Source organism: Rickettsia parkeri (assembly GCF_051427245.1).
GTDB lineage: Bacteria > Pseudomonadota > Alphaproteobacteria > Rickettsiales > Rickettsiaceae > Rickettsia > Rickettsia rickettsii.
Map to the genome: position 1 here is coordinate 77,597 of NZ_CP195774.1, position 26,689 is coordinate 104,285.

Consider the following 26,689-nt stretch of genomic DNA (forward strand, 5'->3'; position numbering starts at 1 on the left):
CCATGCATGAAGTACTTACCTATGACCACTAACTATAAAGCATTAATCAAAGCATGTCATAATAACGGCATTCCACTATTTTATAATACAATAATCCATATTTTTCATAAAAAGTTTATGGAAATTTCTAAATCTTTTATTATACTTAAACATTAATTATATAAAATAAAAGAGTATCATGGTTTTAAATATCAAAGCTCCTGAAAATATAGTATTAAAACCAACCATTACAGTTTTTGGCGTTGGGGGTGCAGGTAGTAATGCAGTAAATAATATGATTAGTGCTAATCTGCAAGGTGCTAATTTTGTAGTAGCTAATACTGATGCACAATCGCTTGAACATTCTTTATGCACTAACAAAATACAACTCGGTGTTTCTACGACTAGAGGTCTTGGGGCAGGAGCTTCTCCTGAGGTTGGAGCACTTGCTGCTCAAGAATCAGAAAGCGAAATTCGTAATTACCTAGAAAATAGCAATATGGTATTTATTACGGCAGGTATGGGCGGTGGTACAGGTACCGGTTCTGCACCGGTTATTGCACGCATTGCTAAAGAACTAGGCATCCTTACGGTTGGGGTAGTAACTAAACCTTTCCATTTTGAAGGCGGTCATCGTATGAAAACTGCCGATAAAGGACTTATTGAATTACAGCAATTCGTTGATACTTTAATTGTAATACCGAACCAAAATCTATTCCGTATTGCTAATGAACAAACGACGTTTGCCGATGCTTTCAAAATGGCAGATGACGTATTACATGCAGGCGTTAGAGGAGTAACGGATTTAATGATTATGCCGGGACTTATTAATCTTGATTTTGCCGATATTAAAGCAGTAATGAGTGAAATGGGTAAAGCAATGATGGGTACAGGTGAAGCTAGTGGCGAAGATAGAGCTATTAAAGCGGCAGAATCTGCAATTTCAAATCCACTGCTAGATCATAGCTCAATGTGCGGTGCAAGAGGTGTATTAATCAATATTACCGGCGGTTCCGACATGACCTTATTTGAAGTTGACAACGCTGCTAATAGAATTAGAGAAGAAGTAGACAACCTTGATGCTAATATTATTTTCGGTTCAACATTTAATCCGGAATTAAAAGGAATGATCAGAGTATCAGTTGTTGCTACCGGTATTGATGCCGATAAAGTACCGACATATAAACCCGCAATAGCTGAAACTACCAATATAGTTCCTGAGGAAACTTATAATAAAGCTATAGCACAACCTACACAAATAGAAGAAATGCCTGATTTTAACAGCTACAGTACCGAAAATATTGAAATTACCGACTCTCCAATAAATCAAAATTTTATCGGAAATAAAAAAGAGCTAGGGTTACATGCCAATACTTTCAACAAATCTGAAGATGACTCACCCAAACCATCATTTTTAGGAAAAATATGGGGTTCTCTGCGTGCTTCAAATAATCAAACTTTAGAACGCAAAAACGTTGTTGTTAGTACTCTAGATCAAGATAATAAAGAGTCTGATATTCATGACATACCGGCTTTTTTAAGAAAGAAACGGGATTAGATTAGAAAATGAATATAATTTCAGAACAGCATAAAAAAAGAATTATTAGAAATAACTAAAAATTTTCCTGCAGATACTGCATCACTAATAAATTATGTAGATAAAACATTTAAATGTCACATTCATGATTTATCTTTATCGGATCAAAAAGATTTAAAGTTTTTTATAGCAAAAAGCTTTGCAAATCAAATTGATGTTTGTAAAACTAAAGAACATGTTCAAAATTTTTTACAAGAGTTACACGAGCTATGGGAAGATTTATTTGAAGAGATATTGGAAGATAAGCCTGTATATAGTTTAGACATTGACGGAGGAGCAACATACTATGCCGCATTAGATTTTACCGAATTAAATCAAAATAATATGCTGAATACAAGATTTAGCGCAACCTCCCTTGATTTTCATTTAATAGAAACGCTACCTAACTTTTCTAGTGACAAACAAAAATATAAGGCTGAACTAACCTTTACAGAATTAAAACAACATAATTTTGCAAAAATATATTTGGAAAAACAACAATATAACTCTCAAAGTATTCTTATTTCAAATATACAAAATAATCACAATAATTACATATTATTTCCTAAGATTATAAACCTTGAAGAACAAGTTACTATAGATATATTAAATAATTTATTATTATTAGGTGCTTATAATAAATGTAATTTTAATCCAATAACGGATCAGAAATATATTTTAGATTACCTAATAATGAAAGGCTTGCCATGAAAGTTTTTAGTTTAAATAATCAGCCTATATTAAAAGAAAATAAATTTGAAAATTCTATATTATTTTTAAGTACAAAAATAAACGAAAATGGTGATGTTGACTATAGTGAAGGCTTTAGTACTGATATTATAGCCAATGGTAAAATAAATGCTTCTTATATAACTCCTCTAGGCGAGATAATGGATTCTAATTAAAAAAATAATCATATGCCAAATAAAATTATACTATTTTATCATGTTTTTTAAATACTGATTTATTAGCCGATACCGATAAGCGGTTAAAAGATATTGCACCCTATCCTACACCACTTGAAAATCAAAAGTGTTATGTAATTCATTTACCTACAGAGTCAAATGAAGAAAAGCTAAAAGTAGAATTGCAAGCAACAAAAAATGCAATGCAAGATTGTAATCGTGTTTGGTTTGGTGGTAAGCTGGAAACAAAAACTTTAGAAGGATGGGGATATAATTATTATATAATCGATCAAGTTAGCGATCACCCTGCTAGTACAATGATGGCATGCCCAAACGTAAAAGCAACCATACAAACGGTTAGTGTATTTTTAGGCGATGAAACATTTTGAAGATATAATAGCAAACTACCTATCGTAGTATATGCTCCAAAAGATGTTGAACTACATTACGTTATTTGGCATCAAAATGATACAATCAATTCTGCAAAGGAAGAACCAGAAAAAATAATCAAAAATTCTGTAAACCAGAAATTTTTACTAGATTGCTTAGTCGAAACTTGCAGTTTCTTCTTGCAATGACGAAGACTAACACAGTTAGCATACTAAATTACTCAAAATCTTCCTCTACAGCTTCAACTTCTTGCACTTCCGGTACAAAATGTTTAAGCATGGACTCAATGCCGTTTTTTAAGGTGATGGTGGAACTAGGACATCCAAGGCATGCACCACGAAGTGCTAATTTAACTACACCGTTTTCAAAGCCTTTATATATTATGTCGCCGCCGTCTTGTGCAACAGATGGACGCACCCTAGTTTCAATAATCTCTACGATTTGCTTCTCTATTTCCGAAAGCCCATCAAGGTTATGATTTACATTATCTGCTTTGGTGTTTTCTTCAAATACAGGAAAGCCTGAAACAAAATGATCCATAATAACCATTAAAATTTCAGGCTTTATAACTTGCCAATTACCTTCAGCTTGTTTAGTTACTGTTATAAAATCACTACCGAAAAACACCGATTTTACATTATTAATATAAAATAATGATTCTGCAAGTTTGCTTCTTCCTTTTACTTCAGCAAGCTCACTAAAAAATACCGGCTGATCACTACTTATTTCCTGCCCTGGGAAAAATGTTATTGCATCCGGATTTGGAGTATCTTCAGTTTGAATAAACATAATTAAAGCACACTAATAAATTTGTTGATTATTATAAATTGATAGTACTACTTTTACAATATATTTGTATTTAGGCATTTTTACATGGCGCTCAAAAGTATGTCGTTCCTGCGGCAGCAGGAATCCAATACTACCTATCCACGTCATTGCAAGAAGGCATTTATGCCGACGAAACAATCTCATGCAATTTAAGAGAGATTGCCACGTCGCTACGCTCCTCGCAAGGCATTGTTGCAGGGACCGGTAAAGCACTCGGTGTCAAACCACGGGATGACAGAGGTGAAATTGATCCACACAACAACGCCTCCTCGCAATGACAATTATAAATATTTTGCTAGATTCCCGCTTTAGCTAGAAATAACATAAGGCGGCAAATATCTAATTAATATATAAGCCGGTATAAAACAGAATCCTGCTACAATAAAGAAATAAGTCCAGCCTAAATAAGTAGCTGCATAGCCTGAAATACTACCAAACAATATGGTACTAATATAAGCAATAGAAGTAATTAAAGCAATTTGGGTTATACAATATTTAGCACTACAGCATCTTAATTGGTAAGAAAAAAACGGCGACATAGTTAAGCCCTTGGTAAATTCTTGAAAGAAGACCGCTATATACAAACTTGTAATATCTCGATTATAAAAATAGAGAAATAAAAAAGATAGGCTAGATAAAGCATGATATATTAATACTCTTTTAAGCAAATAAGAATATTCATATTTTCGGCACAAAAACCCACCTATAAAACCTCCAAGGATTGTAGCACACATACCGAAAGCTTTATATCCAAGAGCTAAATCTTTCTTCGTATACCCAATATCGAGATAAAACATATTCGGCATAATTGACAGAAAATTATCTTGAAGACGATATAGAAGCATAACACTAACAATTATTAGCCATTTAGGTTTCTTGACAAAATCATAAAAAGCATGCCAAAATCTATCAAAATCATTAATAATTATCTTATCTTTAAATTTAAGCGGATAGATTATAATTAATAATAATGACGGTATACATAAAATTGCCATAGCACGATAAACATCTTGCCAGGATATGATAGTAGATAAATATAACGCTCCTGAACCTGCTATAAGTATACCTATTCTAAAGCCTGTAGTACAAGCTGCCTCACTTATGCCCCAATTTTTATTTGTAATCAGTAACATCTGTGATGATTGAAGTAACATATCATAAATGGACGAAAAAAATGCCACAGCTACTAAGCATAAAGCAAATGGTATAAAATGAGTGTTAGGGTTAAAATTTGTTAGAACATATACACAAAAAATACAACTAACCAAAGCAATAATTAAACAATATTTATATCCCCGCTTACTTAAAGGAGCAAAACTTACTTTTTCAAGCAAAGGACCCCATAAAAATTTAAATATATGAATAAAATTCACTAAACTAAAAAGCCCGATAGTGATTTTATCAAAACCGGATTCTCGAAGCCAAAAAGAAAGAGTTGAACCGGTAAGTAAATAAATTAAACCTCCAGGAAAAGAAATTATTAATATAAAGAAAATATTAGATATATATTGAAATCGTGAAAAATTTAAACTTATGAATTTATCCTCCTTTAAAATATACGGTTGTCATTCCTGCAAAGGCATCATCGCCCGCATGGATATCTAATCGTCATTGCGAGCAGCCATAAGGCTACGTGACAATCTCATGAAATAATAATAAACTCTTGAGATTGCTTCGTCAATTACTTACGTAATTTCCTCGCAATGATATAAATGACGTAAATCTAAACTACGATACTTTCTTTCTTTTATTACCGTAGCTGTTACCATCAAAGGTTCTTTTACGGCTACTATCAAAAGCATTAAACTTTTTACCGTCACCGCTGGCTCTTTTACCGAATGATCTTTTACGATTATTTTTATCACTTCTAAACTCACTACGTGGCGTAGATTCTCCTTTATTTACTAAACGATCGATTGCACGCCATCTAATAACATCATCAGGAGAAATAAAAGACAACGCATGTCCGGTAGCCCCTGCTCTACCCGTTCTACCTATCCTATGTAAATAATCTTCAGGACACATAGGTAAATCATAATTAATAACATGCTGTGTATGAGGAATATCAAGCCCACGAGCCGCTACATCAGTTGCTACCATTATTCTATGGTTTGACTTACGAAATGATAAAATTACTCTTTCACGTTGACGCTGACTTAAATCACCGTGTATAGCTTCTGCTGTATGATTTTCATATTTCAACATTTTAGCTAATTGATCGGCAGAACGTTTAGTCTTCACAAAAATAATGACCGATCCTTCCCTATTACCAAGTTGTTTAGTTAATGCACTAAATTTTTCTTTATCAGAAACATGCATTGATTCCTGTTTTATTTCTGCAGCTGCTTTATTAGTAGCACCTACCGTAATACGTACCGGATTGTTTAGATATTTTTGAGAAACAGCAATAATATGTTTTGGCATAGTAGCGGAAAACATTAAAACTTGTCTTTTTTCCGGTAAAAATTTATTGATTTCTTCTAATTGTTCTTTCATCCCCATATCAAGCATTCTATCCATTTCGTCAAGTACGGTTATGCCTATACGATCAATTTTTAGACTTCCCCTATTTAAGTGATCGATAATACGCCCCGGCGTACCAATAATCACTTTTGGATTCTTTTTTAATTGCATAAATTGTTTAGGCATCGGTTCACCGCCTATCAAAACTGCACTATTAATTTTATAGGATGTAGTTACTTTATTTAAAGTACTGTGTATTTGCGTTGCTAATTCTCTAGTCGGAACAAGAATTAAAGCAGTAGTTTTATTTTTAATAAATGAATCAATTAACGGCAATAAATAAGCAAGAGTTTTGCCTGAACCTGTTTGGCTAGAAGCGAGTATGTCCGATCCCGCCATTGCAACCGGAATCGATTGCTTTTGTATTTCAGTCGGCTCAGTTATATTCATTGTCTCGAGAGCAATAATTAATTCTTCAGATAAATTAAAATTTTTCATTATATAATCCAATATAGTTTTAAATCAAAATATGCACATTATTGATTAGACCTCTTAACATAACTCATTTCTTAAAGATATATGAGACATCGACACTGCTCTCTCATCCTTACATACTTAACTATGTACGCTGCGTAGAGTAGAAGTTCTTATTCCCTTTATAAGATAAGTTATGCAAGAGGTCTATTGTATAAAAAATAAGTTATAGTAAATTAAAATAACGACTTATATAATTATCCTGAATCAAAAAATATGCTTAAGCTAGATTACAAAACACCCACTAAATATATAAAACGATAATGAATAATGAAACTATTTTAGAATCTTATTCAAGCCAGAATAATATTAGGGCACTTTCATGCCCTTTAGTAAAAATAATTTATTATACTTAAAATTATATAGGTTATTATAAGACAAAAACAAAATATTTACTATTTTGATAAAGATGACTAGGCTACCCTAAATTATAAACAATTTTGGATAGCTGCTTTTGGTATTATAAATTTATTTAATTCTGAGGTTAACAGCATAGGCTTTTCCTTGCTTTTCTTCAAGATCAAAAATTACATCTTGTCCTTCTTCAAGGCTATGTAAACCTGCTGCGTCTACGGCTGATTTGTGTACAAACACATCTTTGCCGCCATTGTCCTGTTCAATAAATCCAAAATTCTTTGTAGAATTATACCACTTAACTTTACCTACTATATTTGTAGCCATAAAAACCTTTATTAGATAGAAATTACTTATTTGAACTTAACACACGCTTATAATAACTAAAACTTAAATTTTACTTTAAGCCTTACTTAAATATAAGAGCCGATAAAAATTCATTATGCAAAACTACCTTACCTTGCGGCATTTGTCAATAAACATGTCAATAACATGCAAGAGAAAGTATTACTTCCTGAAACTAATCTATCATATTATTACTATTTTGTCACTATTTAAGTTAATTATCTAATAAATTAATGAGTAAACTAACGATTTTAAATGTGTTTAATAACTTATTTCATATCAGACTAATATATTAACGATAAAAGTACTTGCTTTTTCGTATTTTTTTTATTAATCTGTCCACTTAGCAAATGCAACCTTAATATCCACAGCTGCCCGCGTGATGGAATGGTAGACATAACGGACTTAAAATCCGTGGAGCGTAAGCTCTTGCCGGTTCAAGTCCGGCCGCGGGTACCATTCGCCATTTTTAGGCAAATTCACCAATGTATCAAACAGCGAACGTAGCATAAAATCAAGCTTTTCAGGTTTCAATATTAAGTTCCCAAATATTAAATTTACTAAACGTCTTTTTTCGCTCACCCTGGAACTTTTAAATATCTTATAGGCACTTGAGGCTGTTGATATCAAGGAAACCTGTAGCGATAACCGAAATTAATGCGTAGCTGTGACCCTAATGTATTAATTCACATCGCAACTAGATATTATGAGTGAAACTGATTTAGAGATTGCCACAAAACACTAACCACCAAGCCAATGCTATTTAATATGTTTACTTTAGCTGAACATTTGTATAAGACAATTGTCGAAATCAAGCAAATTACAATAGACGAATAGCATCACTGCTTCGCTTATTTTAGACTAAAGAAATCTAGCAAACAGAATAGATTGAAAAGGCAATAAGTAAAAGCTTTGCAGCGTTTTTTACTTAATAACACATACGCTTTAATAAATGTTGTTTATTATATTGTGCTTTAGAATTTGTAGGATCAAGTTCAATTGCTTTATTATAAGACTCAAGAACTAAATTGTATTTACCTAGTAAATAGAAAAAGCCGTATTTTTGAGTAAGATAGATTTATTAAATATATAATTATTAACTTATTCCCCCCTATAAATTACTTCTCTCACATGATAATTAAACTCTATCATTAATATATAAGCTAATTTTAAAGAGTTAAAATATAAAGAAGAAATTTTAACCTCTGAGTCTTATATTGATGAAAAGGAAGAAAAGAAATTAAAAGTTCAAAATGCATAGTTTTGACTAGTTTTTTAACTTTCTGTTATTTCTTTTTTAACTATATAGACGAAAAAGCAGCAGAATATAAACTACAGCAAGAAGCAGAAGCAAAAAAGTTAGATAAAGCTGAATGATGCAAGCTATAGTATTTCAGCAATTCTCAAATAATCTTGAGGGGCAAGATTTTCAGCGCGATAATTATCATTGATTTTCAACTGAGTTAATACTTCATGTATATTAGGTACAAGATTTTTCAGTGATGATTTGATCATTTTCCGTCGTCCTGCAAAAGCAAGCTTTGTTATTTGCTCAACTTTATTTATCAGAGCAATAGACGGCGAATTTTCTAAAGGTATTAGTTTAACTATCGCAGAATATACTTTAGGAGGTGGATAGAAAGCAGTTGGCGCTACGTCAAAGCACTTTTCCACTTTAGCTATTAACTGACATATTACCGATAACCTGCCATATGCTTTAGTTGAGGGTATAGCACAAATACGTTCTACTACTTCCTTTTGTAACATTAGCGTCATACTAGTAATTAGCCGTGCTTCTTTCAGCCATCTAATCACTAACTCAGTACCTATATGGTACGGTAAATTAGAGATTATAGTTACTTTATAGTCAATTGATTTAGACTCGCCTATATCGTTCGCTCTCCTATTAGTTATAGGCTTCGCTTCTCGCTTCTTGTATGCAAATCCAACTGAATTGACTATATCACAGCTTAAATCAGTTAAATTTATTTTAAGAGCATCTTGTTTAATAATATTTAGATTAGGATAATATTCTTTAATCTCATTAAGGAGCGGGAGGCATCTCTCATCTGTTTCTATAACAGTTAAGGATTCAGGATTTTTCTGCAATATTGACCTAGTTAACCCTCCTGTGCCGGGCCCTATTTCTAATACTCGGCTATTTTCTGCCAGGTTACTTGCACGTACGATTTTATCACATAGACTACTGTCAAAAATAAAATTTTGTCCGTGCTTTTTAAGAGGATTAACTTGATGTAAAGCTGCGTGTTTTGCAATTGAAGGGAGCATAGGGTATGTCATTCCCGTGAAAGCGGGAATCCAGTAAAACATATAAAAACTTGTTTTTATATGTTTGTTTTTATCAAATATAATTCTGTATTAATAATCAAGGTTATTTGTCTGGATTCCCGCCTACGCGGGAATGACATAGAATAACACACTAAGACGGCAGCATTATTTTTATAGCTGCTTTCTTACGCATATTTTCAAACATTTTTTGTGCTTTTTGCGAAATCTTTTTATTGGTTAGGAAATTTACTACATAATTATTTTCATCTTCATTAACATTTAATATTTTTTTGCTGCACACTAATGTTATTTCAAATTTGTTATTTACTTCAAAAACATTACTTGCTTTATCAGGAGTTAAGTCCTTTACAATAGTTTGTTTTACACCTTCTATCTTGCTAAGCTTATCGGTAATAATTTGCATAGTAGCAAAATTATCATAAAGCGATTTTTTAACATCCGCACATTTTTTTAGTCGATTTTTCAAATTATTCATCTGCGTAAACGCTTTATTGCCACCATCTTTAGATGTAAATACTTGCATTGAAATTTCTACGTCTTTTTGATCGCTAGATAAAATTGCAACATCTATTTCTTTATTACTTACTTGTACCGATCTTGATAGACTTGATAAAATATTCATTTTAATCAACTCAGATTTAATTTGGGAAATAAAACTATCAGGATTAACTGATCTGCTTTTTAGATACTGAAGAAGAGAACCGTGAGGCATTTTATTACGATCTTCAATAGACTTAATAGCGTTCTCTATCTCTTCTTGCGGAATTTCTCTATCTCCTGCATATTGAAAAAGCAAAGATTCGTCAATTAAGCTCTTAAGTGCTAAGTCACTTAGCTGCTTATCTTGAGCAGGCGTTAGACTTTCAACATTATTTAGTGCCATAATCATTTTTTTTCTAGCACGGAACTCATTAAGAGTAATAGGTTCATCATTTACGGATGCTACTATATTCGGTAATGATGCTTGTGCTACATTAAAAGTAAAAAAAACGGTAATGATTAATAATAATTTTCTCATGTGATACTCTGAATAAGTGACCAGTAAGTAGACGAAGTTTTATTTGGAAAAGACCAAGGAGTCTATAAGTCAAGGAGCGGAGCGTACATTTAGTACGTGAGCACCGCAGAACTTATAAGACGACATAGCCAATTTTTCAAATAAAACGAGTATACTCACATGTTTAAAACTTTTAAACCGATAGAAATAGTCGGCGAAGAGGTAGTCTTTTTGATTCCTCTACTTTCATCGGCTATATAATCGGAATAAATCTTTGCAGTAATTCTAACACAATCTTTAGCATATGTCATCCTAATAGTTCGCGTAAGTAAATTTGGAGACCGTCTAGAGAGATCAATGCGTGCACCAAAGCCTATAGTCCAATTTTCCGCTAGCTGATAATTTATGTCTCCATAAAATTGTCGTACTCTATTATTTGAAACCTTTATACTTTCTACGGAATAATCTTTGTTAAGATTGGTAAGCTGAATAAAACTACCTAGAAAGTTAATCTTATCATAGTTAAAATTTCCTCCCACTTCATCCCTAATAGGTCTGAAATATCTATCTTTCCGAAAGCTATAAAACACTTCTAAATTATTAGAAAGATTACCTAGTATCTGCCCTACATTGTCCTTATCATCAGCTGGCAAATTTATACTATATCTTGTATTACGGGAGTGTCCTAAAAATAATTTTAAATAATTTTCTTCTTTAGCAATACTAGTATTTAAGCCGTAACTTAATCTATTACCGAAATCATGGCAATCAATACCGCTATAACGGTTGGATAAAAAGATATTTTTTTCGGATAATTCATATTTAGCAGGATCAATTATAACAAATTTTTTATCTTTCTTAGATAGTTTACGTCCCATAGTAAAAGAAACTACCGGCTCAATAATTAAATTTATCGTTTTTGTTATATTGCCTACTAACGGATAACGCCATAAAGTTTGCAATTCCGGTATATTCCTTTGAAATGCTTTACTTTCTCTCGGCTTATCTACATAATCCCACCTAGCAAGATAAAAATCGCCTCTATCTTTAGCAGCAAAATCAAAAATTTGTCCTGAAGCAGTCAGCACATTATGCATAAAGGATAGTTGCAAAGAGGTTCTAGCAACTTGTTTTCCTATTCTTTCTTTGTACATTAACGTATTATTTTCAACAACGATATGGCTGTTGTCATTATCATTCAAATTTATCATGTTTTTTGTATTGATTTTTGGTAATACTAGAGGATCGGTATATTTACGATCATTACTACCTAAGCCTTGAAAACTTAATCCTTCCGCCGAAAAATAATCAGCCTCATGAATTTTATTTAAGAATATTTTAGAAGTTAAATATGAAGCGTAGTTATTATAATAATTTTTTAAATAAGCTTTATCCGATGTACGCTCCACCCTGAAACCGTAATCATAAACTTTATCGGTACTAATAAAATTACCGCTTGCTGTATAATGATAAGAAGAAACTTTTTTATTTTTCACTACACTTCCATCTTTTTCTAGAAAATACGGTAATTTACCGTAACTAACTTGAAAATTCATATTATCGGTATCATTCAGGCGATAACGTGCTTCTAGCTCATAAGTTTGATATTTACTAAAAATTCTTGGAGTGAGAGTAAAATCGATATTAGGTTTTGCACGTAGATATAGGGGGATGCCAAACCCTTTATTTTTGACGTCAGGTACCAATAATCCAGAAGTTGCAGGGGCCGTATGAGTCGGATGGAAAAAATACGGTAAGTAACAAATCGGTACACCGTACACTTCAAAAAACACGTTTTTATAAACTACTCTATGCTCTGCGGAATGAATATAAGTATCCTTAGCAGCAATTTGCCAAATAGGATTTCTATTACAAGCAACATCACAAGGGGTAAACTCGGCATGATGCAGCTTAAGATTATTTTCATCTATTCTTTCGGCAAGTTTAGCAATTAAAAGATTATTATCACCGGAAAGCAAAATGAATTCCGATATGATACCTTTCTTAAATTCATCTTTTAAAACCGCTTTGTCTCCCTCTATTATCCGATTTTGTTTATCCTTAATTCGGATATTACCTTCTGCCCTTAAAATATCGTTTTCTATATCATAAAGTAAATTATCTGCTGTTAATAAATACTCATCCGTGATAATTCTTATATTACCTTTAGCATATATCAAATCCTGATTTTCATTATACTCTACGAAGTCAGCTATAATATTGCTTATTTTAATATTTTGACCATTCTTAGAAAGAGCGGCAAAACTTACCAAAGAAAATATTATGATAATAAGCAAACATATTATTCGCAGTAGCATTTATATTAATAAATATATTTTAATAGTAAAAAATAATAGCAAGCTATTAGCAATATATCAAATAATAAAAAATTTTGCTTGCTCTTTTGTAGTACAAGGTTATTCTATGGAGATGATAATCATCATTGCGAGGAGATGCATAGCATCGACGTGGCCATCTCATGAAGTAGGATAAACTCCTGAGATTGCTTCGTCAAAACTTATAGTTTCTCCTCGTAATGACGAATAATGTGTTACCCTCAGCGCAAAAAACCAAGTACTAATAAAATGCTAGACAATTTCATTGCGCATCAAGCAACCAAAGAGTTTTCAGTTAGTGAGATTTCTAATAAAATCAAAGAGCTATTAGAAAATAATTTTGGCTATATTAAGGTAAAAGGCGAAATTTCAGGCTTAAAAATAGCAAACTCAGGTCATGCTTATTTTAACTTAAAAGAAAATACCGCCATTTTAGCCTGTACTTGCTGGCGTCCTATTCTTGCTAAAATCAAATTTCCTTTAAATGACGGCATGGAAGTAGTAATTAGCGGTAAACTCTCAAGTTATGCAGGTAATTCACGTTATCAATTATCGGTAGATAATTTGCAACCCACAGGACTTGGAGCTATGCTGCAAATTCTAAATGAGCGTAAAGCAAGGCTCGAGAAAGAAGGCTTATTTAATAAAATACGTATTCCTATACCCTTTTTACCTGATAAAATAGGCGTTATCACTTCAATAACCGGTGCTGTTATTAAAGATATTATTCATCGTATTCGCGAACGTTTTCCGACTCGGATAATAATATGGCCGGTTAGCGTACAAGGCGAAAATTCTGGCAATGAAATTGCTGAAGCAATTGAAGGATTTAACAATTTAGAAGAGGTAAATAAACCACGTGTTATAATCGTTGCTAGAGGTGGCGGTTCTATAGAAGATCTTTGGTCATTTAACGATGAGATATTAGTACGTGCTGCTTATAACTCAAAAATTCCTATTATTTCCGCAGTAGGTCATGAAGTGGATTATACTTTAATAGATTTAGCAGCCGATAAAAGAGCTCCAACACCGACTGCTGCCGCAGAATTTGCTGTACCGGTACGCTCTATTTTAAATAATACGCTACAATCTTATGAACAAATATTATTGAATAATACTAGCCGGTTAATTAAATATCACGAACAAAATATAGTAAATTACAATAAAATACACAGATATCTCTCTCACTATATAAATAATAGGCAGCAGTTACTGGACGAAACCGGTTTTAATTTACTAGATGCTTTACCGTGCTTTATTGAACTACAAGAAACAAAGATAAAGTCTTTTTCTAAAGAAAGAGTTAACCCTGCTAAAATAATCAATTACAAAACATTAGAATTAACACATCAAACAGCTTATCTATCAAAATCGGCAAATAATACTTTGAAAAACTTTGAGTATAAATTAGAATTAAATAGTACGTTACTTGCAAGCCTTGATTATCACAACGTATTAAAACGAGGTTTTGCTATAGTTAAAGGAGAAACGGGTAATTTTTTATCTTCTAAAATTACTGCTGCGAATGAAAAAATTTTTAATATTAAATTTTCTGACGGTGAAATTAAAGTAGTTCGTGCTTAAAGGCTTTGGTTTTTATACTTCTCATTTCTAAAAATTTGTATGCTTTAAGCATAGGCACGAACGAACAACAAGCAATTTTAGAATGCGAAGGGACAGCTGATAAAAAAACTTTGATAAATGCATAGTATGTAAATGAGCCTTATCAATACTTAATTGCTGCTTCAAACGGTCATACTACCGTTTCCGATATGGATATAGAATTAATGAACGCTATTGCTGAAAAAATAGGTATCAATATTGAGTACAATCAAGATAGCTGGTATCAAGTTAGATATTCAAAGCGGCAATGCCGACATGACAGCAGGAGCTACTTATACTACTGAGAGGAGTTGCAATGGTTATTATTCACAAAATTGAGCCTCTAAGTTTTTGGAGACCGTTTTTTGCTTTCATTACAGCTAATTGCGATACAATATTACGAGATTTTATTATGAAAGAAAATTCAATTAAGAGGACACCAAGAGGAGTTAGTATTGCAATCACTGTATTTATGGGGTATAGCTTTTAGCATATTATTAGATATGTACAGTGGGAATCCAAATTATCATACAATAAAATATTCAATGAGTATAGTAATTGCCAGAGCATTTATTACTAGTCTCTTAGTTTATCATTTTGGTTTTCTTGAGTGGCGATTCCGTAATACAAAATTAGAAGATATAGCAAAACAAACATGAAGATAGCTACTTGGAATATTAATTCCATAAAAACAAGACTTAATTTATTGCGTAATTTTTTATCTAAAGAAAATCCGGATATTTTATTATTGCAAGAAATAAAATGCGAAACCGCAAAATTTCCTTTTGATGCATTATCCGATCTACCTTATAATTCTTATGTTCACGGACAAAAATCATATAACGGCGTTGCTATAATTTCAAAATTTCCTGCCGATGAAATAATTAAGGATTTTCCGAATAATTACTGCAGTGATCAAGCAAGATTCTTAGAAATAAAATTATCATTACCTATAGGGTTTTGTAATATAATCTCGCTCTATGCTCCTAACGGTTCATTTGTCGGTAGCGATAAATTTGTAGCAAAACTAGCATTTTATGATAATTTTATCAATTATCTATCAACTAAAAAATCTTTTGACGAAAAAACTATCATAGGCGGTGATTTCAATATTGCACCGTTCGATATAGACGTATATTCACCTAAGCTACTGGCTGAAACTACTTGTTTTACTGAGGTTGAACAAAAAAAATTACGCACTATTCTAAATTCCGGATTTGAGGATTTATACAGATTAATGCATCCGAGTAAACAAGAATTTTCATGGTGGGATTATAGAGCCGGATGTTTTGAACAAAATAAAGGTATGAGGATTGATATGATTCTTGGTTGTAATAATACTATTGACTATTTAGAAAATTGCTATATGGATTATAATTTAAGGACTCAAGAAAAACCTTCAGATCATATACCGGTAATTGCGAGTTTTAAGGGATAGTCAATGTGGAATGTTGCTATCTTAGGATGCCGTATGTCATTCCCGCGTAGGCGGGAGTCCAAAAAAATAGCTTTAATATTGATATAGGAGTTACATAATTTGATAAAATAACCATATAAAAACAAGTTTTTATATGATTTTAATGGATTCCTGCCTACGCAGGAATGACATAGACCACTTTTTAAAAATAAATATATGTCTCCAAAATTCATGACATTTTACGAAAAATATATGACGATTGTCGGTACAATCGGCAATTTTATGTTCTATGTACAGGCTCATAAGATTTTCACCTGCCAATCTTCGGCTTCTGTTTCTATGCCCGCCTTTACTATAAGTGCTATTGCTCTTTGTAGTTGGCTTATATACGGCATATTAATAAAAAATACACCTATTATAATAGCAAATATAGTAGGTTTTATCGGGGCATTATTAGTTCTCTTAACCATAATAATATATTAAATAATGACTAAGCAAATCATTACTTTAGTTGGCCGTCCGAATGTAGGCAAATCAACGCTTTTCAATAGATTAAGCATACGTAAAAAAGCTATCGTTCACGATTTGCCAGGCGTCACTAGAGATAGAAAATATACAGACGGCAAAATCGGCTCTTTTGAATTTTTGTTAATTGATACCCCAGGACTTGACGAGAATCCTAATAGTATGGGAGAGAGGTTAATTGAGCAGACTACTAAAGCAATTTTAGAGGCAGATTTAATTTGCTTTATGGTTGACGGTAGAAGCGGAATATTACCTGATGATAAGCTACTTAGTAGTTTTGTTAGAAAATATAATAAGCCTGCTATATTGGTAGTTAATAAATGCGAGAAAGCTTTTGATTTTGATAAAGAGTACTACAAATTAGGGTTTGATAGTATGATAGCTATCTCTGCCGAACATGGCACAGGCTTAATTGATTTATATGACGAAATTATTGCCAAGTTACCTGAAGAAGAATCAATCAAGACAAATATAGCCGATCCAATTAAAGGAGATTGTTTGCAAATAGTAGTTAGTGGCAGACCTAACGCCGGAAAATCTACTTTTATAAACGCTCTTATTAATGATGAAAGATTATTAACCGGTCCTGAAGCCGGCATTACTCGTGAATCAATTGAAATTGATTGGCAATATAAAAATAATCATATTAAATTGATTGATACGGCAGGACTCCGCAAGAAATCTACTATTACAGAGTCTTTAGAAAAATTATCGGCATCGGATACTATTAACAGTATTAAATTTGCTAATACCGTAATCTTAATGATTGATGCTTTAGCTCCTTTAAAACAACAAGATTTAAATATTGCAAGCCATGTGGTAAATGAAGGAAGAAGTATAGTTATAGTAGTGAATAAATGGGATTTAGTTAAAGAATCCGAAAAAGAAGCATTTCAGGAAGAATTTTATTATCAGATAAATACTCATCTGCCTCAAGTTAAAGGTATCCCCGTTCTATTCATTTCAGCAATAAATAAACAAAATATTGAACAAGTGCTAGATGCTTGTCTTAAAATTTATAAAATTTGGAATAAGAAAATAACTACTAGCAAATTAAATGAATGGCTTAATTTTACTACGGAAGCACATCTGCTGCCTTTACAAAAAGGAGGCAGAAGAGTGCGTGTAAAATATATGACTCAAACAAAAACCCGCCCCCCTACTTTCAAACTATTCTCCAATAATCCGGAAAAAATTACCGATAGCTATACTAGGTATTTAGTAAACAATATGCGTGAGGCTTTTGACATGCCGGGCGTTCCTATTAGATTCATTTACGTAAAAACTAAAAACCCGTATGTGTAGTTTAAAATTAATTAATAACAGTTTAGTTATTAGCACCGAAAAATCTGAATTAGATATATTACTAGATAATATTACTGATTCTAATTGTCATCATGAATTTATTAAGTAATGATAAGACTAAAGGTAATGAACTATGGTAACTTATATACTTTAACCAAGCTGTAAATTAGATAAGTTCGCTATTCCAACTACACTTATTTTTTCTGTTTTTTTATATGTATTATTCCCGGCGGTAACAATATATAAATGTTCTAACTGCAAATCGGCAAGAACGGTATGCATTGATTTAGTAATACTAGGAGCATCAGCATTTTTTACTTCAAAGCCGTATTTCTTACCATTCTTAATAATAAATAAATCTAATTCTGCTCCTGTTTGCGTTCGCCAAAAAAAATACTCTGCATCCGTTTTAAATTTACGTATTAACTCCTCTATTACAAACCCTTCAAATGAAAGACCGCGTTTTGGATGAACATACCAATCATGTTCGTGAATCCCTAATAATGCATGTAGTATTCCGCTATCTCGTATATAGACTTTTGGTGCTTTCACTTGACGTTTTGAGATATTTTCATACCAAGGTTTTAATAGCCGAATCATAAAAGTTTGCTCTAATATTTCAGTATAACGTTTTATAGTCATATCCGTTAAACCGAGCGACCTTCCAAGCTCGCTATAATTTAATAATTGCCCATGATTATAAGCAAGCATCATCCATAACTGCCTCATTACATGTGCATTAAGAGATATTCCTAAACTAGGCAAATCACGCTCGATAAAACTAGTGATGTAGCTATTACGCCATCTAAGACTTTGGACATAATTTTTTGCTAAATATGATTTAGGAAAACCACCTCTTAACCATAACTCCCTAAAATCATTTATCTCTATTAAATTAAACGGAGTAAGCTCCATATATTCAATACGGCCGGCTAATGATTCTGAAGATTGTCGCAATAATTCTCCAGAAGCACTACCTAATATTAAAAATTTTTTGTTTGAATAGTCAGCAAGAACTCTTAAATAAGGAAACATTTCAGGTTGTCTTTGAATTTCATCAATTACTATTAAACCGTTTAAAGGCTCAAGAGTTGTTTTAAGATTCTTAAATTGATCTAAGTGAGCTGGATCCTCAAGGTCAAAAAAGTAGCTCTTTTCATCTTCTTTAAGCTGTTTAATATAAGCGTGAGCTAAAGTAGTTTTACCACATTGCCTTGGACCGAGCATGGCACAAATAGGGAATATCTCAAGGGCACTTGCGATATGTGTTAAATAATAATTTCTGTCTATCATCCTTGTAATTTCATAATGACACTTTGAATTTACAATATAATTTTAATCAAATAATAGCAAGATGTTTCTAGGTCCTGTGCACTTTTGATTAATGATTATAATTATTAGATCTTTTTAAGCGAAAATTAATAAGATTTTTGAAGGAATAGTTATGCATATTTCAAAAAAATTTGATAATTGCCAACTAGAGCCATAATATTCTATTAAAAGTGTACAGGACTTAGGCTCCTCTACCGGATTTTCCTATCTCTCTTTGTCTTTCTTCTAATACCTTACTTGTATGCGGTCCTACTGCTTATTTATCTTTACTAAATTTACTTTTTCCTAAATTAACTATAGTTTCTGCTACTATACTCCTAGCACTTTTGGATCTGATAATCATTTTAACGCCAGCAATAATAATTTTACCGTATTCATGTTTGCTAAATTTATCGGAAATTTGAATTAATTCAGGTGCATGTTTACTTACCGGCTATCTTTACTAATTTTTCACCGTCTAATTTTAATTTTTGACCCTTAGGTGTTTTATTTCACAACTCATCTACAACCGGTCCTAAACTACTTACATGTTTTGTTAATAGTTCAGGAAGGTCTTTTTCAATTATTTTTCTTATTTCCGGATTATGGTTTTTAATTTGTATCAAAAGACTAATCAATTCCTTTACCTCTTTTACCTTTTCTTCTTTTGATTTCTCTTCCTTTGGAAGTGGCTTAATTAACTGAAATTTTTGTATTATATCAGCAACTTTATCGCTATCGGGAAGAGCGAGGCTTGCAAGTTTAGTAATTGACGGCAGAGCCTCTTTTAAAAAAGACGTAGATGCATCTAATGCCTTATGTATAAACTCCGGATCTTTCCCTTGTGATTCTATTCTTTCCGTTACTTTAGGATGTTTTAAAACATCTAATATATCCTGTTTATTACTATCTAAATATCGCGGTAATTTTTTTCTAAAACAGGAGATAAATTATCAATAATTTTTTTGGCATTTTCAACTAACTCTACTATTTGAGGTTTTTTGCCTTTTAATAACTCTTTTTTAGTTTCAGTATCTAACCCTTCCATATTTAGGTTAATTTTAGTCCAACGCTGATTTGCTTTAAGCTGACTATAAGCTTTTATAGCTGAAGGAGTACTTTCAATTAATTTTTCGCTAGAATTTACAAGTAGTGCTACTGTATTTGCAATTAATTCAGGTTTAGCGATTTTTTGTGCTTTAAATGTCATGTATATTTTTAATATAGCACCTTGAGATGACGTGTTTTTTTGTTTAATATTCTTATATATTTCTTGTACTTTTGGGTTTAAATCGCTTTCTAGTGCTTTAGATATTAAATCTACTCCTAGTGTAGATAATTCTCTGATAAATTTAGGACTTATTTTGTCTAATACATTTATTTTTTCTGTTTCGGAAGTTTGAAAGTTTTTTGTTATTTTGCTAAGCCTCTTATTTAAAATAGGCGTGAGAAGAGATATGGGATAACTTTAGACTGTAAAAGAGTTTCTTTTGAACTATTGGATATAGTTGCGGAATGTAAAACAGAAGCACATTTTTTTATAAGCGATGCTGCATCTGCTATCATCTTGCAACCAGCGTCAATAGAACCTACACTAGTGGTAGCACTTCTCGCTTTTCTGAGGTTATTAAGCTCCAATGCAAGATCAGGTAAAACTTGAGAAGCCTCCCAGGTAAACTGCAATGCACTAGGAACATTCCCGACTGCTTGGATAACACTTTGTATTATACCTAAATTATCTTTATTAAGATCTAGATATCGTTTATTTAACTCATCATATTTTTTGTTACCTGTGTCAGCTCCAAGAGCTAAATATCCAACTTGAACCCACGAAAGATTTTTATATTCTTCATCAAACTGTTGCCTTATCTTATCAATGGATTCCTGCTCTTGCTCTTGGCTTTTAGACATTTAAATACCTTTATATAATTTAAAGGTTTATAAAATTTTACTTTTTAATTTTTGTTAATTTTAAAAGTCATGGTTATCTTGCAATGGTTTTTTACTATAATTTTTCATTTACCGGTAAATCCATACTAACCTCTCCACACAATAAAACAATACTCTCCATTACCTGAGGATCTATATCCGGGTTGTTATACTCTTTATTTTTCTGAATCCAGTTGTAATAGTAAGGGTCAGGCCATAATTCCATGATTTTCGGTAAAGATTTTTGCTGTATAGTACCGACATTATACTCGCGTTTTAAAACTTCAGCCAGCATTCACCCTACATCACCGATAAAATATATTTCTGAGAAATGCAAAATCGATTTAATATTATTATCGGGATCTATATGGATTTATAATATTCACGTTGTACATCATTAAACAATTTCGCTACTATAAATGGTTTATCGAGATGTCTTTCTATACTTACTAAAGCTATATTTTCTAAGTTTTCGGGGTATTAAACAATTTTATCTAAAGCCGTTAATTTTTCAAACTCTTCCTCTCCTATTTTTTCTTTTAGGTCTCTTTTATATTTTTGTTCTTTATCTGAAGGAAATACTAATTTATCATTTTTACAATCAACCAAAAAAGGAGTAGTAATAGGATATTTAATAAATAAATCTTTTAGTTTCATAATAAAAAATTTCTTAATATATAAGGCTAATTTTTTATATGTCAAATAATATCCTCTAGACTATCTAGGTCATGCTTTACCAATCGTAACAACTTCGCTTCAGGGCTTAGATTTTTCACGGCCCATTTTTTAATCCAAGGTTCGGCGAGCTGCCACATATTAACATTACCGTCTAACTGTCTGCCTATCCCTTCCACCATTATTAAAGTCTTTTGCAATAACAACAACTCCGGTTGTACTTCCATGCCAAAATCTTCCGTGATTTTAAATAAATGTGCAAGCAGCTTACCTATGGAAATATTTTTTATGGGCGTCCCTACTATAGGCTCGGTAACTGCTCTACAACTTTGAGCGAATAAAGCTAAATCGGTATTTGATGGGATATAGCCGGCTCTTAAATGTACTTTAGCAACTAATTTATAATCACGCCTTAAAAAGCCAACTAGACTTTCGGCAACGGCTAAACGATCTTTTTCTTTAAGTCTGCCCATAATACCGAAATCAAGTAAAATTATTTTACCTTGCTTATTCACTAAAATATTCCCTGCATGTAAATCAGCATGAAAAAATCCGTCTCTATAGGCTTGATTGAAAAACATTACGGCAAAATCCTGAGATATTTTTGCAGGCTCTAACCCCATTTCCTTTAGTAGCAAAGTATCATATATAGAAGTGCCGTCTAACCACTCGGTGGTTAGTATATTTTCTGATGTTAAATCCCAATATATTTTAGGGATTATCACGTTAATATCATTTCGCATATTATCCGTAAGCTCAGAAGCTGCTGCCGCCTCTAAACGTAAATCAAGCTCAAATTTCATAGTTTCATGAAATTTATCGACTACTTTAATCGGTTTGAGCCTTTTTGCTTTAGAAAATTTTGAGATAATTTTTGCAAGAAAATATAGCAGCTTAATATCTCTGTTATATTTTTTATGAATACCCGGACGCAAAATTTTTACCGCAACATATTCACCGGTTATAAGTTGTGCTTTATGTACCTGCGAAATTGATGCGGCAGCGATGGGGGTATCGTCGAGGTGTAAGAAAGGGAGGGCGTCATGGCTCACAGTCATAGACTGCGTGGCAATCTTTTGTTTGCTTGCTGAGATTGCTTCGTCGACATAAATGTCTCCTCGCAATGACGTTATCAACCTTCTCGCCACCCCACCATCAAACGGAGGTAGCTTATCTTGCAGTAACCTTAAATAACCTGCTATCTCTGTTCCTACTAAATCGGCTCTTGTCGAAAGAGTTTGTCCAAATTTTATATAAATAGGTCCAAGATCACTTAAACAATCTATTAAGCGTTTGCCGTAATCTTCCCGTGATTTTTTTATTAACGAGACCGGAGCAAAAAATAAGGCTAATATATAACCGATAAACCTGCAATATTTAGGACTTCTTGAATCAATTAAGATTTGCTTTTTACTGATGATACGAAAAATACGTATTAAATTAAAAAAATTACTTATCATCTATTATATACTCCGAAGTAAAATAAAGAATAGTATACGAAGATCAACTTCAAAAAGAGCAAGGAGTTCACAAGTCGAGGAGCGGAGCGTATACTTAATACGTAAGTACCGCAGATCTTGTAGAACGACGTAGCCAATTTTTGAAGTTCATTGAGTATACGCACTGTGGATAGCAACTATTCCGCCACTTAGATTTTTATAACCGACTTCCTCAAAACCGGCGTCTTTAATCATTATTCTAAACTCGTCTTGTGAGGGGAATAAATCTATACTTTCGACCAAATATTCATATGCCTCTTTATTACCTGCTATCATTTGACCAATACTCGGTATAATATTAAATGAGTAGAATTTATAGAAATCTTTTATGTACCCTTCCTTTACTTTTGAAAACTCAAGACATATAAACTTACCCATTGGCTTTAAAACCCTACATGCTTCCTTTAAAGCCTTATTTATATCAGGTACGTTTCTAATACCGAATGCTATAGTATAATAATCAAAACTATCATCCGGAAACGGTAGTTCTTCAGCACTTGCTACAGTAAATTTAAGATTTTGAAATAAATTCAGATCTATTGCTTTTTTCTTAGCTTGCTTTAACATTTCTTCATTAATATCACTTAAAGTTAAAGAGATATTATTAACTCTATCTCTTGCTTTTTTAGCAAGTTTTAAAGCAATATCACCGCTACCGCTAGCAACATCTAATATATGAGAGTTAAGATTTGGAATTTGCCTAATAAATTCATCTTTCCATAAGCGATGTAATCCCAAACTCATTAAGTCATTCATTAAATCATACTTATCAGCGACATTAGAAAAAACGTTATTTACTAAGCCTTGTTTTTTAGTGTAGTCTACTTTTTTAAAGCCAAAATTTGTTTGGTTCATAGTTTTTTATTATAAATATTAGTATCAAATGCCGGAACTTCCTGAAGTAGAAACTCTTAAAAACTCTCTAAAAGATAAGATAATCGGGCTTATTATAGAAAATGTAGAGTTAAAAAGAGATAATTTACGTTATAAGCTATCCCCGCTTTTAGCTACAGAAATCTTAAATACTAATATACTGGATGTTAGGCGTCGTGCAAAATATTTAATTATAGATTTTAATAATGATTATTCTTTAATAGTTCATCTAGGCATGAGCGGCAGATTTACTCTGCAATCTGCTAATTATAAAACTCAAAAACACGATCATGTGATTTTTGATTTAAGTAACGGCGAAAAGTTAATTTTCAACGATACTAGACGATTCGGTATGATTTATAGTTTTAAGACTGATCTCTTAGAAAAAGAATTTTTTAATGATTTAGGCATAGAGCCTTTTTCTGATTTATTGACATTAGAATATCTAAAAGATAAGCTACAAACTAAAAAAATACCAATAAAAAACTTGATTATGGATAATAGAGTTATAGTCGGAATCGGTAATATCTATGCTTCCGAAAGTCTGCATTTAGCTAGAATTCATCCGGATAAATCAGGTAACGATTTAAGGAATGATGAAATAGAAAATTTAATTAAAGCGATTAGAGATGTGTTAACTAAAGCTATAACTGCCGGCGGTACTACTCTTAAAGATTTTGTAAACGGCGATAACAAACCTGGTTATTTTACTAAGCAACTTAAGGTTTACGGTAGAGAGGGACAAAGTTGTTTAAGCTGCTCTAGCACTATTATCAAGATAAAACATTCAGGCAGAAGTACTTTTTATTGTAAAACTTGCCAATATAGTTAATTCACTTGACATATTTTTTAAAACTATTTATAAAGCGCTTTATTATTTAATTCAATTAATAGTTGTAAAATATATGAAAGTAGACTCCTTACATAACCTATCTTATAAAGAGGAATTTGAAGAAGACATGAAACGCAGCACCGCAGCATACAAAAAGGTAAGTGAGGATGCGAGTATTGGATCGACGTATATCGCAGATACTTCAGAAGTTGGGAGTCAAATAAGTGGTGAGCCTGTACAGCGTATAAAAATACCTGAGCACAGGCAAATCCTGAAATTTAACGTACCAAATCTTGAAGTATCAAAGGTATACAAATTACCTTTAGAAGGAGGTTATGCAAGGAGTCTAATAAAACCGGTGATTATGGCAGGAGGTAACGGTAAAAGACTATGGCCTTTGGCATCTAAGGATAAACCGAAACAGTTTAAAAAAATATTGAGTGATCTAACTTTACTTCAGCAAACATTAAACCGCAATAAATTTTTAGGACAACCTACTATTATTACTTCCAAAAAATATGAATCAATCACTAAAGAACAAGCAGCAGAAATAGATGTAGAAATAGCATTAATTACCGAGCCTTTACAAAAAAATACTGCCGTTTGTGCCATTATTACGGCATTATCGGCTACAGCACTAGGATTTGATATTGTAGTGTTACTACCTTCAAACCATCATATAGCGGATGATATAAATTATCTTAATACTATAAATAAAGCTTTACATTATGTTAATGAATGCGGCATTTGCACTATATTCCTATAAATGTTATAAGTGCCAAGTATGGCTATATAAACACAGGATTACCAATTGCAGAAAATGTTTATCTAGTTGATCATTTAATTGCACAACCTATATTAGAGCAAGCAAACATTTTCAAAGTAATGAATATTTTTGGAATTCAGGAATTTGTGTATACGATGTTAACTTCTTCTTAAACTTAGCAATGAACCTTCAACCTGATTTATTCTGTATTGCAGAAAAAGCATTTAATACTGCCGTAAAAAATGAGAATAGTTTGGCCATAGACAATGAGGCTTATAATGAAATCGCAGCAATTTCTATAGACAATACCATAATGGAATATATTTCGGGAATGGTCATGATAAAAGCCGATTTTGCTTGGAACGATCTTGGTACTTGGCATTCCTTATTACAGGTAAAACACCGGAATATAAACTATAATTATTGCGAGGGAAACGTAGTAACAAGCAATACTACAAACTCTTTCATTAGTTCTAATAATAAATTAAGGTCTTGACAATTTCATAATTATCGATACTATGAAAACGGTCTTTTGGTTGCCGATAAATCAAAAATGAATGATCTAGAGAAAGCTAAAATCCTATTTTCTGCTCTTTTTAACGGAAAATCTGATTCATCACCGAATTATGAAATATATGAAAAAGCTTTTCTAAATAATATTTTATCTTCTGAAGAAATAAAATTAGAAACTATGAAGGGAAATAACGAAGCTTGTTATATTCTTGCTAAAACTTACGAAATAATTAATCGTAACACCCCCAAGATGAATATAACTCTATGTTATTAACATTGATTGGAAGTAAATTAGGAAATACAGAATGTACAGAGCTTGTTTATTCATATCCTAAAAATATACAAACTTTGAATCTACTGTTAACAATTTTATTCAAGACTATATAGGACAGCTTAATATCACTTTTGATGATGCTATATTATCA

At 32.1% G+C, this 26,689-nt stretch carries 28 protein-coding genes, 1 tRNA gene and 1 pseudogene; 15 read left to right on the forward strand and 15 right to left on the reverse strand.

Going from position 1 to position 26,689, the window contains the following annotated elements:
• Positions 1–178: 178 nt before the first annotated feature.
• From ftsZ to eco, 4 genes and pseudogenes are all read left to right on the forward strand, one after another.
• On the forward strand, positions 179–1,537 hold the full coding sequence (gene ftsZ / locus ACSFFC_RS00545; protein WP_014410955.1) for a cell division protein FtsZ: 1,359 nt from the start codon (positions 179–181) through the stop codon (positions 1,535–1,537).
• Between the two features lie 273 nt (positions 1,538–1,810).
• Positions 1,811–2,266, forward strand: coding sequence for a hypothetical protein (locus ACSFFC_RS00550; RefSeq protein ID WP_231282945.1), 456 nt, complete (start codon positions 1,811–1,813; stop codon positions 2,264–2,266).
• A complete protein-coding gene (locus ACSFFC_RS00555; protein ID WP_231282946.1) occupies positions 2,263–2,460 on the forward strand; it encodes a hypothetical protein in 198 nt (65 codons plus the stop codon). Before ACSFFC_RS00550 ends, ACSFFC_RS00555 begins: the two co-directional genes overlap by 4 nt.
• 137 nt (positions 2,461–2,597) lie before the next feature.
• Positions 2,598–3,038, forward strand: a pseudogene (gene eco, locus ACSFFC_RS00560) (serine protease inhibitor ecotin).
• A gap of 28 nt (positions 3,039–3,066) precedes the next feature.
• Here the strand turns inward: eco and ACSFFC_RS00565 are convergent.
• From ACSFFC_RS00565 to ACSFFC_RS00580, 4 genes are all read right to left on the reverse strand, one after another.
• Positions 3,067–3,639, reverse strand: a complete 573-nt coding sequence (locus tag ACSFFC_RS00565; RefSeq protein ID WP_004997765.1) for a NifU family protein — start codon at positions 3,637–3,639, stop codon at positions 3,067–3,069.
• Positions 3,640–3,986: 347 nt separating this feature from the next.
• Positions 3,987–5,213, reverse strand: a complete 1,227-nt coding sequence (locus ACSFFC_RS00570; RefSeq protein ID WP_081497789.1) for an MFS transporter — start codon at positions 5,211–5,213, stop codon at positions 3,987–3,989.
• A 193-nt stretch (positions 5,214–5,406) separates the two neighbouring features.
• Positions 5,407–6,639 carry a DEAD/DEAH box helicase gene (locus ACSFFC_RS00575; RefSeq protein ID WP_014410957.1) on the reverse strand — a complete coding sequence of 411 codons (1,233 nt, stop codon included), beginning with the start codon at positions 6,637–6,639 and terminating at the stop codon, positions 5,407–5,409.
• Between the two features lie 504 nt (positions 6,640–7,143).
• Positions 7,144–7,356, reverse strand: coding sequence for a cold-shock protein (locus tag ACSFFC_RS00580; protein WP_004997759.1), 213 nt, complete (start codon positions 7,354–7,356; stop codon positions 7,144–7,146).
• Between the two features lie 391 nt (positions 7,357–7,747).
• Between ACSFFC_RS00580 and ACSFFC_RS00585 the strand changes: the two genes are divergently transcribed.
• A tRNA-Leu gene (locus tag ACSFFC_RS00585) sits at positions 7,748–7,833 on the forward strand.
• A 469-nt stretch (positions 7,834–8,302) separates the two neighbouring features.
• Here ACSFFC_RS00585 and ACSFFC_RS00590 read toward each other — a convergent pair.
• From ACSFFC_RS00590 to ACSFFC_RS00605, 4 genes are all read right to left on the reverse strand, one after another.
• Positions 8,303–8,452, reverse strand: a complete 150-nt coding sequence (locus ACSFFC_RS00590; protein WP_146610389.1) for a tetratricopeptide repeat protein — start codon at positions 8,450–8,452, stop codon at positions 8,303–8,305.
• 305 nt (positions 8,453–8,757) lie between these two features.
• Positions 8,758–9,663 carry a 16S rRNA (adenine(1518)-N(6)/adenine(1519)-N(6))-dimethyltransferase RsmA gene (gene rsmA, locus ACSFFC_RS00595; protein ID WP_004997757.1) on the reverse strand — a complete coding sequence of 302 codons (906 nt, stop codon included), beginning with the start codon at positions 9,661–9,663 and terminating at the stop codon, positions 8,758–8,760.
• A gap of 151 nt (positions 9,664–9,814) precedes the next feature.
• Positions 9,815–10,702: a SurA N-terminal domain-containing protein gene (locus tag ACSFFC_RS00600; RefSeq protein WP_004997756.1), complete on the reverse strand. Its 888-nt coding sequence runs from the start codon at positions 10,700–10,702 to the stop codon at positions 9,815–9,817.
• A 155-nt stretch (positions 10,703–10,857) separates the two neighbouring features.
• Positions 10,858–12,999 carry an LPS-assembly protein LptD gene (locus ACSFFC_RS00605; protein WP_041472231.1) on the reverse strand — a complete coding sequence of 714 codons (2,142 nt, stop codon included), beginning with the start codon at positions 12,997–12,999 and terminating at the stop codon, positions 10,858–10,860.
• On the opposite strand from ACSFFC_RS00605, the gene ACSFFC_RS00610 reads away from it, so the two are divergent.
• The 6 genes from ACSFFC_RS00610 to der all read left to right on the forward strand — a co-directional run bounded on the left by ACSFFC_RS00610 (position 12,965) and on the right by der (position 17,866).
• Positions 12,965–13,174, forward strand: coding sequence for a hypothetical protein (locus tag ACSFFC_RS00610; RefSeq protein WP_014273704.1), 210 nt, complete (start codon positions 12,965–12,967; stop codon positions 13,172–13,174). The genes ACSFFC_RS00605 and ACSFFC_RS00610 overlap by 35 nt on opposite strands.
• A 92-nt stretch (positions 13,175–13,266) precedes the next feature.
• Positions 13,267–14,601: an exodeoxyribonuclease VII large subunit gene (gene xseA / locus ACSFFC_RS00615; protein WP_014410959.1), complete on the forward strand. Its 1,335-nt coding sequence runs from the start codon at positions 13,267–13,269 to the stop codon at positions 14,599–14,601.
• A gap of 473 nt (positions 14,602–15,074) precedes the next feature.
• Positions 15,075–15,278, forward strand: coding sequence for a hypothetical protein (locus ACSFFC_RS00620; RefSeq protein ID WP_014410961.1), 204 nt, complete (start codon positions 15,075–15,077; stop codon positions 15,276–15,278).
• Positions 15,275–16,057 (forward strand): exodeoxyribonuclease III, encoded by a 783-nt coding sequence (gene xth / locus ACSFFC_RS00625; RefSeq protein WP_012736964.1) that lies wholly within the window; start codon positions 15,275–15,277, stop codon positions 16,055–16,057. Before ACSFFC_RS00620 ends, xth begins: the two co-directional genes overlap by 4 nt.
• Positions 16,058–16,252: 195 nt before the next feature.
• Positions 16,253–16,519, forward strand: coding sequence for a SemiSWEET family sugar transporter (locus ACSFFC_RS00630; RefSeq protein ID WP_010977607.1), 267 nt, complete (start codon positions 16,253–16,255; stop codon positions 16,517–16,519).
• Between the two features lie 3 nt (positions 16,520–16,522).
• The gene (der, locus tag ACSFFC_RS00635; protein WP_014410962.1) at positions 16,523–17,866 is read left to right on the forward strand and encodes a ribosome biogenesis GTPase Der; all 1,344 of its coding nucleotides are present in this window, start codon (positions 16,523–16,525) and stop codon (positions 17,864–17,866) included.
• A 150-nt stretch (positions 17,867–18,016) separates the two neighbouring features.
• Here der and ACSFFC_RS00640 read toward each other — a convergent pair whose 3' ends face one another.
• The 7 genes from ACSFFC_RS00640 to ubiE form a co-directional block, all read right to left on the reverse strand.
• Positions 18,017–19,159, reverse strand: coding sequence for an ATP-binding protein (locus ACSFFC_RS00640; RefSeq protein ID WP_014410963.1), 1,143 nt, complete (start codon positions 19,157–19,159; stop codon positions 18,017–18,019).
• Positions 19,160–20,087: 928 nt separating this feature from the next.
• Positions 20,088–20,387, reverse strand: coding sequence for a hypothetical protein (locus tag ACSFFC_RS00645; RefSeq protein ID WP_041472104.1), 300 nt, complete (start codon positions 20,385–20,387; stop codon positions 20,088–20,090).
• A gap of 224 nt (positions 20,388–20,611) precedes the next feature.
• Positions 20,612–21,088: a hypothetical protein gene (locus ACSFFC_RS00650; protein WP_041472232.1), complete on the reverse strand. Its 477-nt coding sequence runs from the start codon at positions 21,086–21,088 to the stop codon at positions 20,612–20,614.
• A 94-nt stretch (positions 21,089–21,182) separates the two neighbouring features.
• The gene (locus ACSFFC_RS00655; RefSeq protein ID WP_014410964.1) at positions 21,183–21,401 is read right to left on the reverse strand and encodes a hypothetical protein; all 219 of its coding nucleotides are present in this window, start codon (positions 21,399–21,401) and stop codon (positions 21,183–21,185) included.
• Positions 21,402–21,586: 185 nt separating this feature from the next.
• Positions 21,587–21,808 (reverse strand): hypothetical protein, encoded by a 222-nt coding sequence (locus ACSFFC_RS00660; RefSeq protein ID WP_014410965.1) that lies wholly within the window; start codon positions 21,806–21,808, stop codon positions 21,587–21,589.
• Positions 21,805–23,241: a 2-polyprenylphenol 6-hydroxylase gene (ubiB, locus tag ACSFFC_RS00665; RefSeq protein WP_014410966.1), complete on the reverse strand. Its 1,437-nt coding sequence runs from the start codon at positions 23,239–23,241 to the stop codon at positions 21,805–21,807. Before ubiB ends, ACSFFC_RS00660 begins: the two co-directional genes overlap by 4 nt.
• Positions 23,242–23,388: 147 nt before the next feature.
• Positions 23,389–24,135: a bifunctional demethylmenaquinone methyltransferase/2-methoxy-6-polyprenyl-1,4-benzoquinol methylase UbiE gene (ubiE, locus tag ACSFFC_RS00670; RefSeq protein ID WP_004997739.1), complete on the reverse strand. Its 747-nt coding sequence runs from the start codon at positions 24,133–24,135 to the stop codon at positions 23,389–23,391.
• Between the two features lie 28 nt (positions 24,136–24,163).
• On the opposite strand from ubiE, the gene mutM reads away from it, so the two are divergent.
• The 4 genes from mutM to ACSFFC_RS00690 all read left to right on the forward strand — a co-directional run bounded on the left by mutM (position 24,164) and on the right by ACSFFC_RS00690 (position 26,538).
• On the forward strand, positions 24,164–24,985 hold the full coding sequence (gene mutM, locus ACSFFC_RS00675; protein WP_014410967.1) for a bifunctional DNA-formamidopyrimidine glycosylase/DNA-(apurinic or apyrimidinic site) lyase: 822 nt from the start codon (positions 24,164–24,166) through the stop codon (positions 24,983–24,985).
• Between the two features lie 73 nt (positions 24,986–25,058).
• Positions 25,059–25,751 (forward strand): sugar phosphate nucleotidyltransferase, encoded by a 693-nt coding sequence (locus ACSFFC_RS00680; protein WP_014410968.1) that lies wholly within the window; start codon positions 25,059–25,061, stop codon positions 25,749–25,751.
• 181 nt (positions 25,752–25,932) lie between these two features.
• Positions 25,933–26,247, forward strand: coding sequence for a mannose-1-phosphate guanylyltransferase (locus tag ACSFFC_RS00685; protein ID WP_045798641.1), 315 nt, complete (start codon positions 25,933–25,935; stop codon positions 26,245–26,247).
• A 36-nt stretch (positions 26,248–26,283) separates the two neighbouring features.
• On the forward strand, positions 26,284–26,538 hold the full coding sequence (locus ACSFFC_RS00690; RefSeq protein WP_014410969.1) for a hypothetical protein: 255 nt from the start codon (positions 26,284–26,286) through the stop codon (positions 26,536–26,538).
• Positions 26,539–26,689: the final 151 nt, after the last annotated feature.

Bases quoted from the DNA above. Each gene is read 5' to 3' on its own strand.
- mutM (WP_014410967.1), top strand. From the start codon at position 24,164: ATGCCGGAACTTCCTGAAGTAGAAACTCTTAAAAACTCTCTAAAAGAT.
- ACSFFC_RS00655 (WP_014410964.1), bottom strand. From the start codon at position 21,401: ATGCTGGCTGAAGTTTTAAAACGCGAGTATAATGTCGGTACTATACAG.
- ACSFFC_RS00555 (WP_231282946.1), top strand. From the start codon at position 2,263: ATGAAAGTTTTTAGTTTAAATAATCAGCCTATATTAAAAGAAAATAAA.
- xseA (WP_014410959.1), top strand. From the start codon at position 13,267: ATGCTAGACAATTTCATTGCGCATCAAGCAACCAAAGAGTTTTCAGTT.
- ACSFFC_RS00650 (WP_041472232.1), bottom strand. From the start codon at position 21,088: ATGTCTAAAAGCCAAGAGCAAGAGCAGGAATCCATTGATAAGATAAGG.
- ACSFFC_RS00630 (WP_010977607.1), top strand. From the start codon at position 16,253: ATGTCTCCAAAATTCATGACATTTTACGAAAAATATATGACGATTGTC.
- ACSFFC_RS00580 (WP_004997759.1), bottom strand. From the start codon at position 7,356: ATGGCTACAAATATAGTAGGTAAAGTTAAGTGGTATAATTCTACAAAG.
- ACSFFC_RS00575 (WP_014410957.1), bottom strand. From the start codon at position 6,639: ATGAAAAATTTTAATTTATCTGAAGAATTAATTATTGCTCTCGAGACA.
- rsmA (WP_004997757.1), bottom strand. From the start codon at position 9,663: ATGCTCCCTTCAATTGCAAAACACGCAGCTTTACATCAAGTTAATCCT.
- ACSFFC_RS00680 (WP_014410968.1), top strand. From the start codon at position 25,059: ATGAAAGTAGACTCCTTACATAACCTATCTTATAAAGAGGAATTTGAA.
- ACSFFC_RS00600 (WP_004997756.1), bottom strand. From the start codon at position 10,702: ATGAGAAAATTATTATTAATCATTACCGTTTTTTTTACTTTTAATGTA.
- ubiB (WP_014410966.1), bottom strand. From the start codon at position 23,241: ATGATAAGTAATTTTTTTAATTTAATACGTATTTTTCGTATCATCAGT.
- ACSFFC_RS00610 (WP_014273704.1), top strand. From the start codon at position 12,965: ATGATAATAAGCAAACATATTATTCGCAGTAGCATTTATATTAATAAA.
- ftsZ (WP_014410955.1), top strand. From the start codon at position 179: ATGGTTTTAAATATCAAAGCTCCTGAAAATATAGTATTAAAACCAACC.
- ACSFFC_RS00645 (WP_041472104.1), bottom strand. From the start codon at position 20,387: ATGACATTTAAAGCACAAAAAATCGCTAAACCTGAATTAATTGCAAAT.
- ACSFFC_RS00565 (WP_004997765.1), bottom strand. From the start codon at position 3,639: ATGTTTATTCAAACTGAAGATACTCCAAATCCGGATGCAATAACATTT.
- ACSFFC_RS00685 (WP_045798641.1), top strand. From the start codon at position 25,933: ATGAACCTTCAACCTGATTTATTCTGTATTGCAGAAAAAGCATTTAAT.
- xth (WP_012736964.1), top strand. From the start codon at position 15,275: ATGAAGATAGCTACTTGGAATATTAATTCCATAAAAACAAGACTTAAT.
- der (WP_014410962.1), top strand. From the start codon at position 16,523: ATGACTAAGCAAATCATTACTTTAGTTGGCCGTCCGAATGTAGGCAAA.
- ubiE (WP_004997739.1), bottom strand. From the start codon at position 24,135: ATGAACCAAACAAATTTTGGCTTTAAAAAAGTAGACTACACTAAAAAA.
- ACSFFC_RS00605 (WP_041472231.1), bottom strand. From the start codon at position 12,999: ATGCTACTGCGAATAATATGTTTGCTTATTATCATAATATTTTCTTTG.
- ACSFFC_RS00640 (WP_014410963.1), bottom strand. From the start codon at position 19,159: ATGATAGACAGAAATTATTATTTAACACATATCGCAAGTGCCCTTGAG.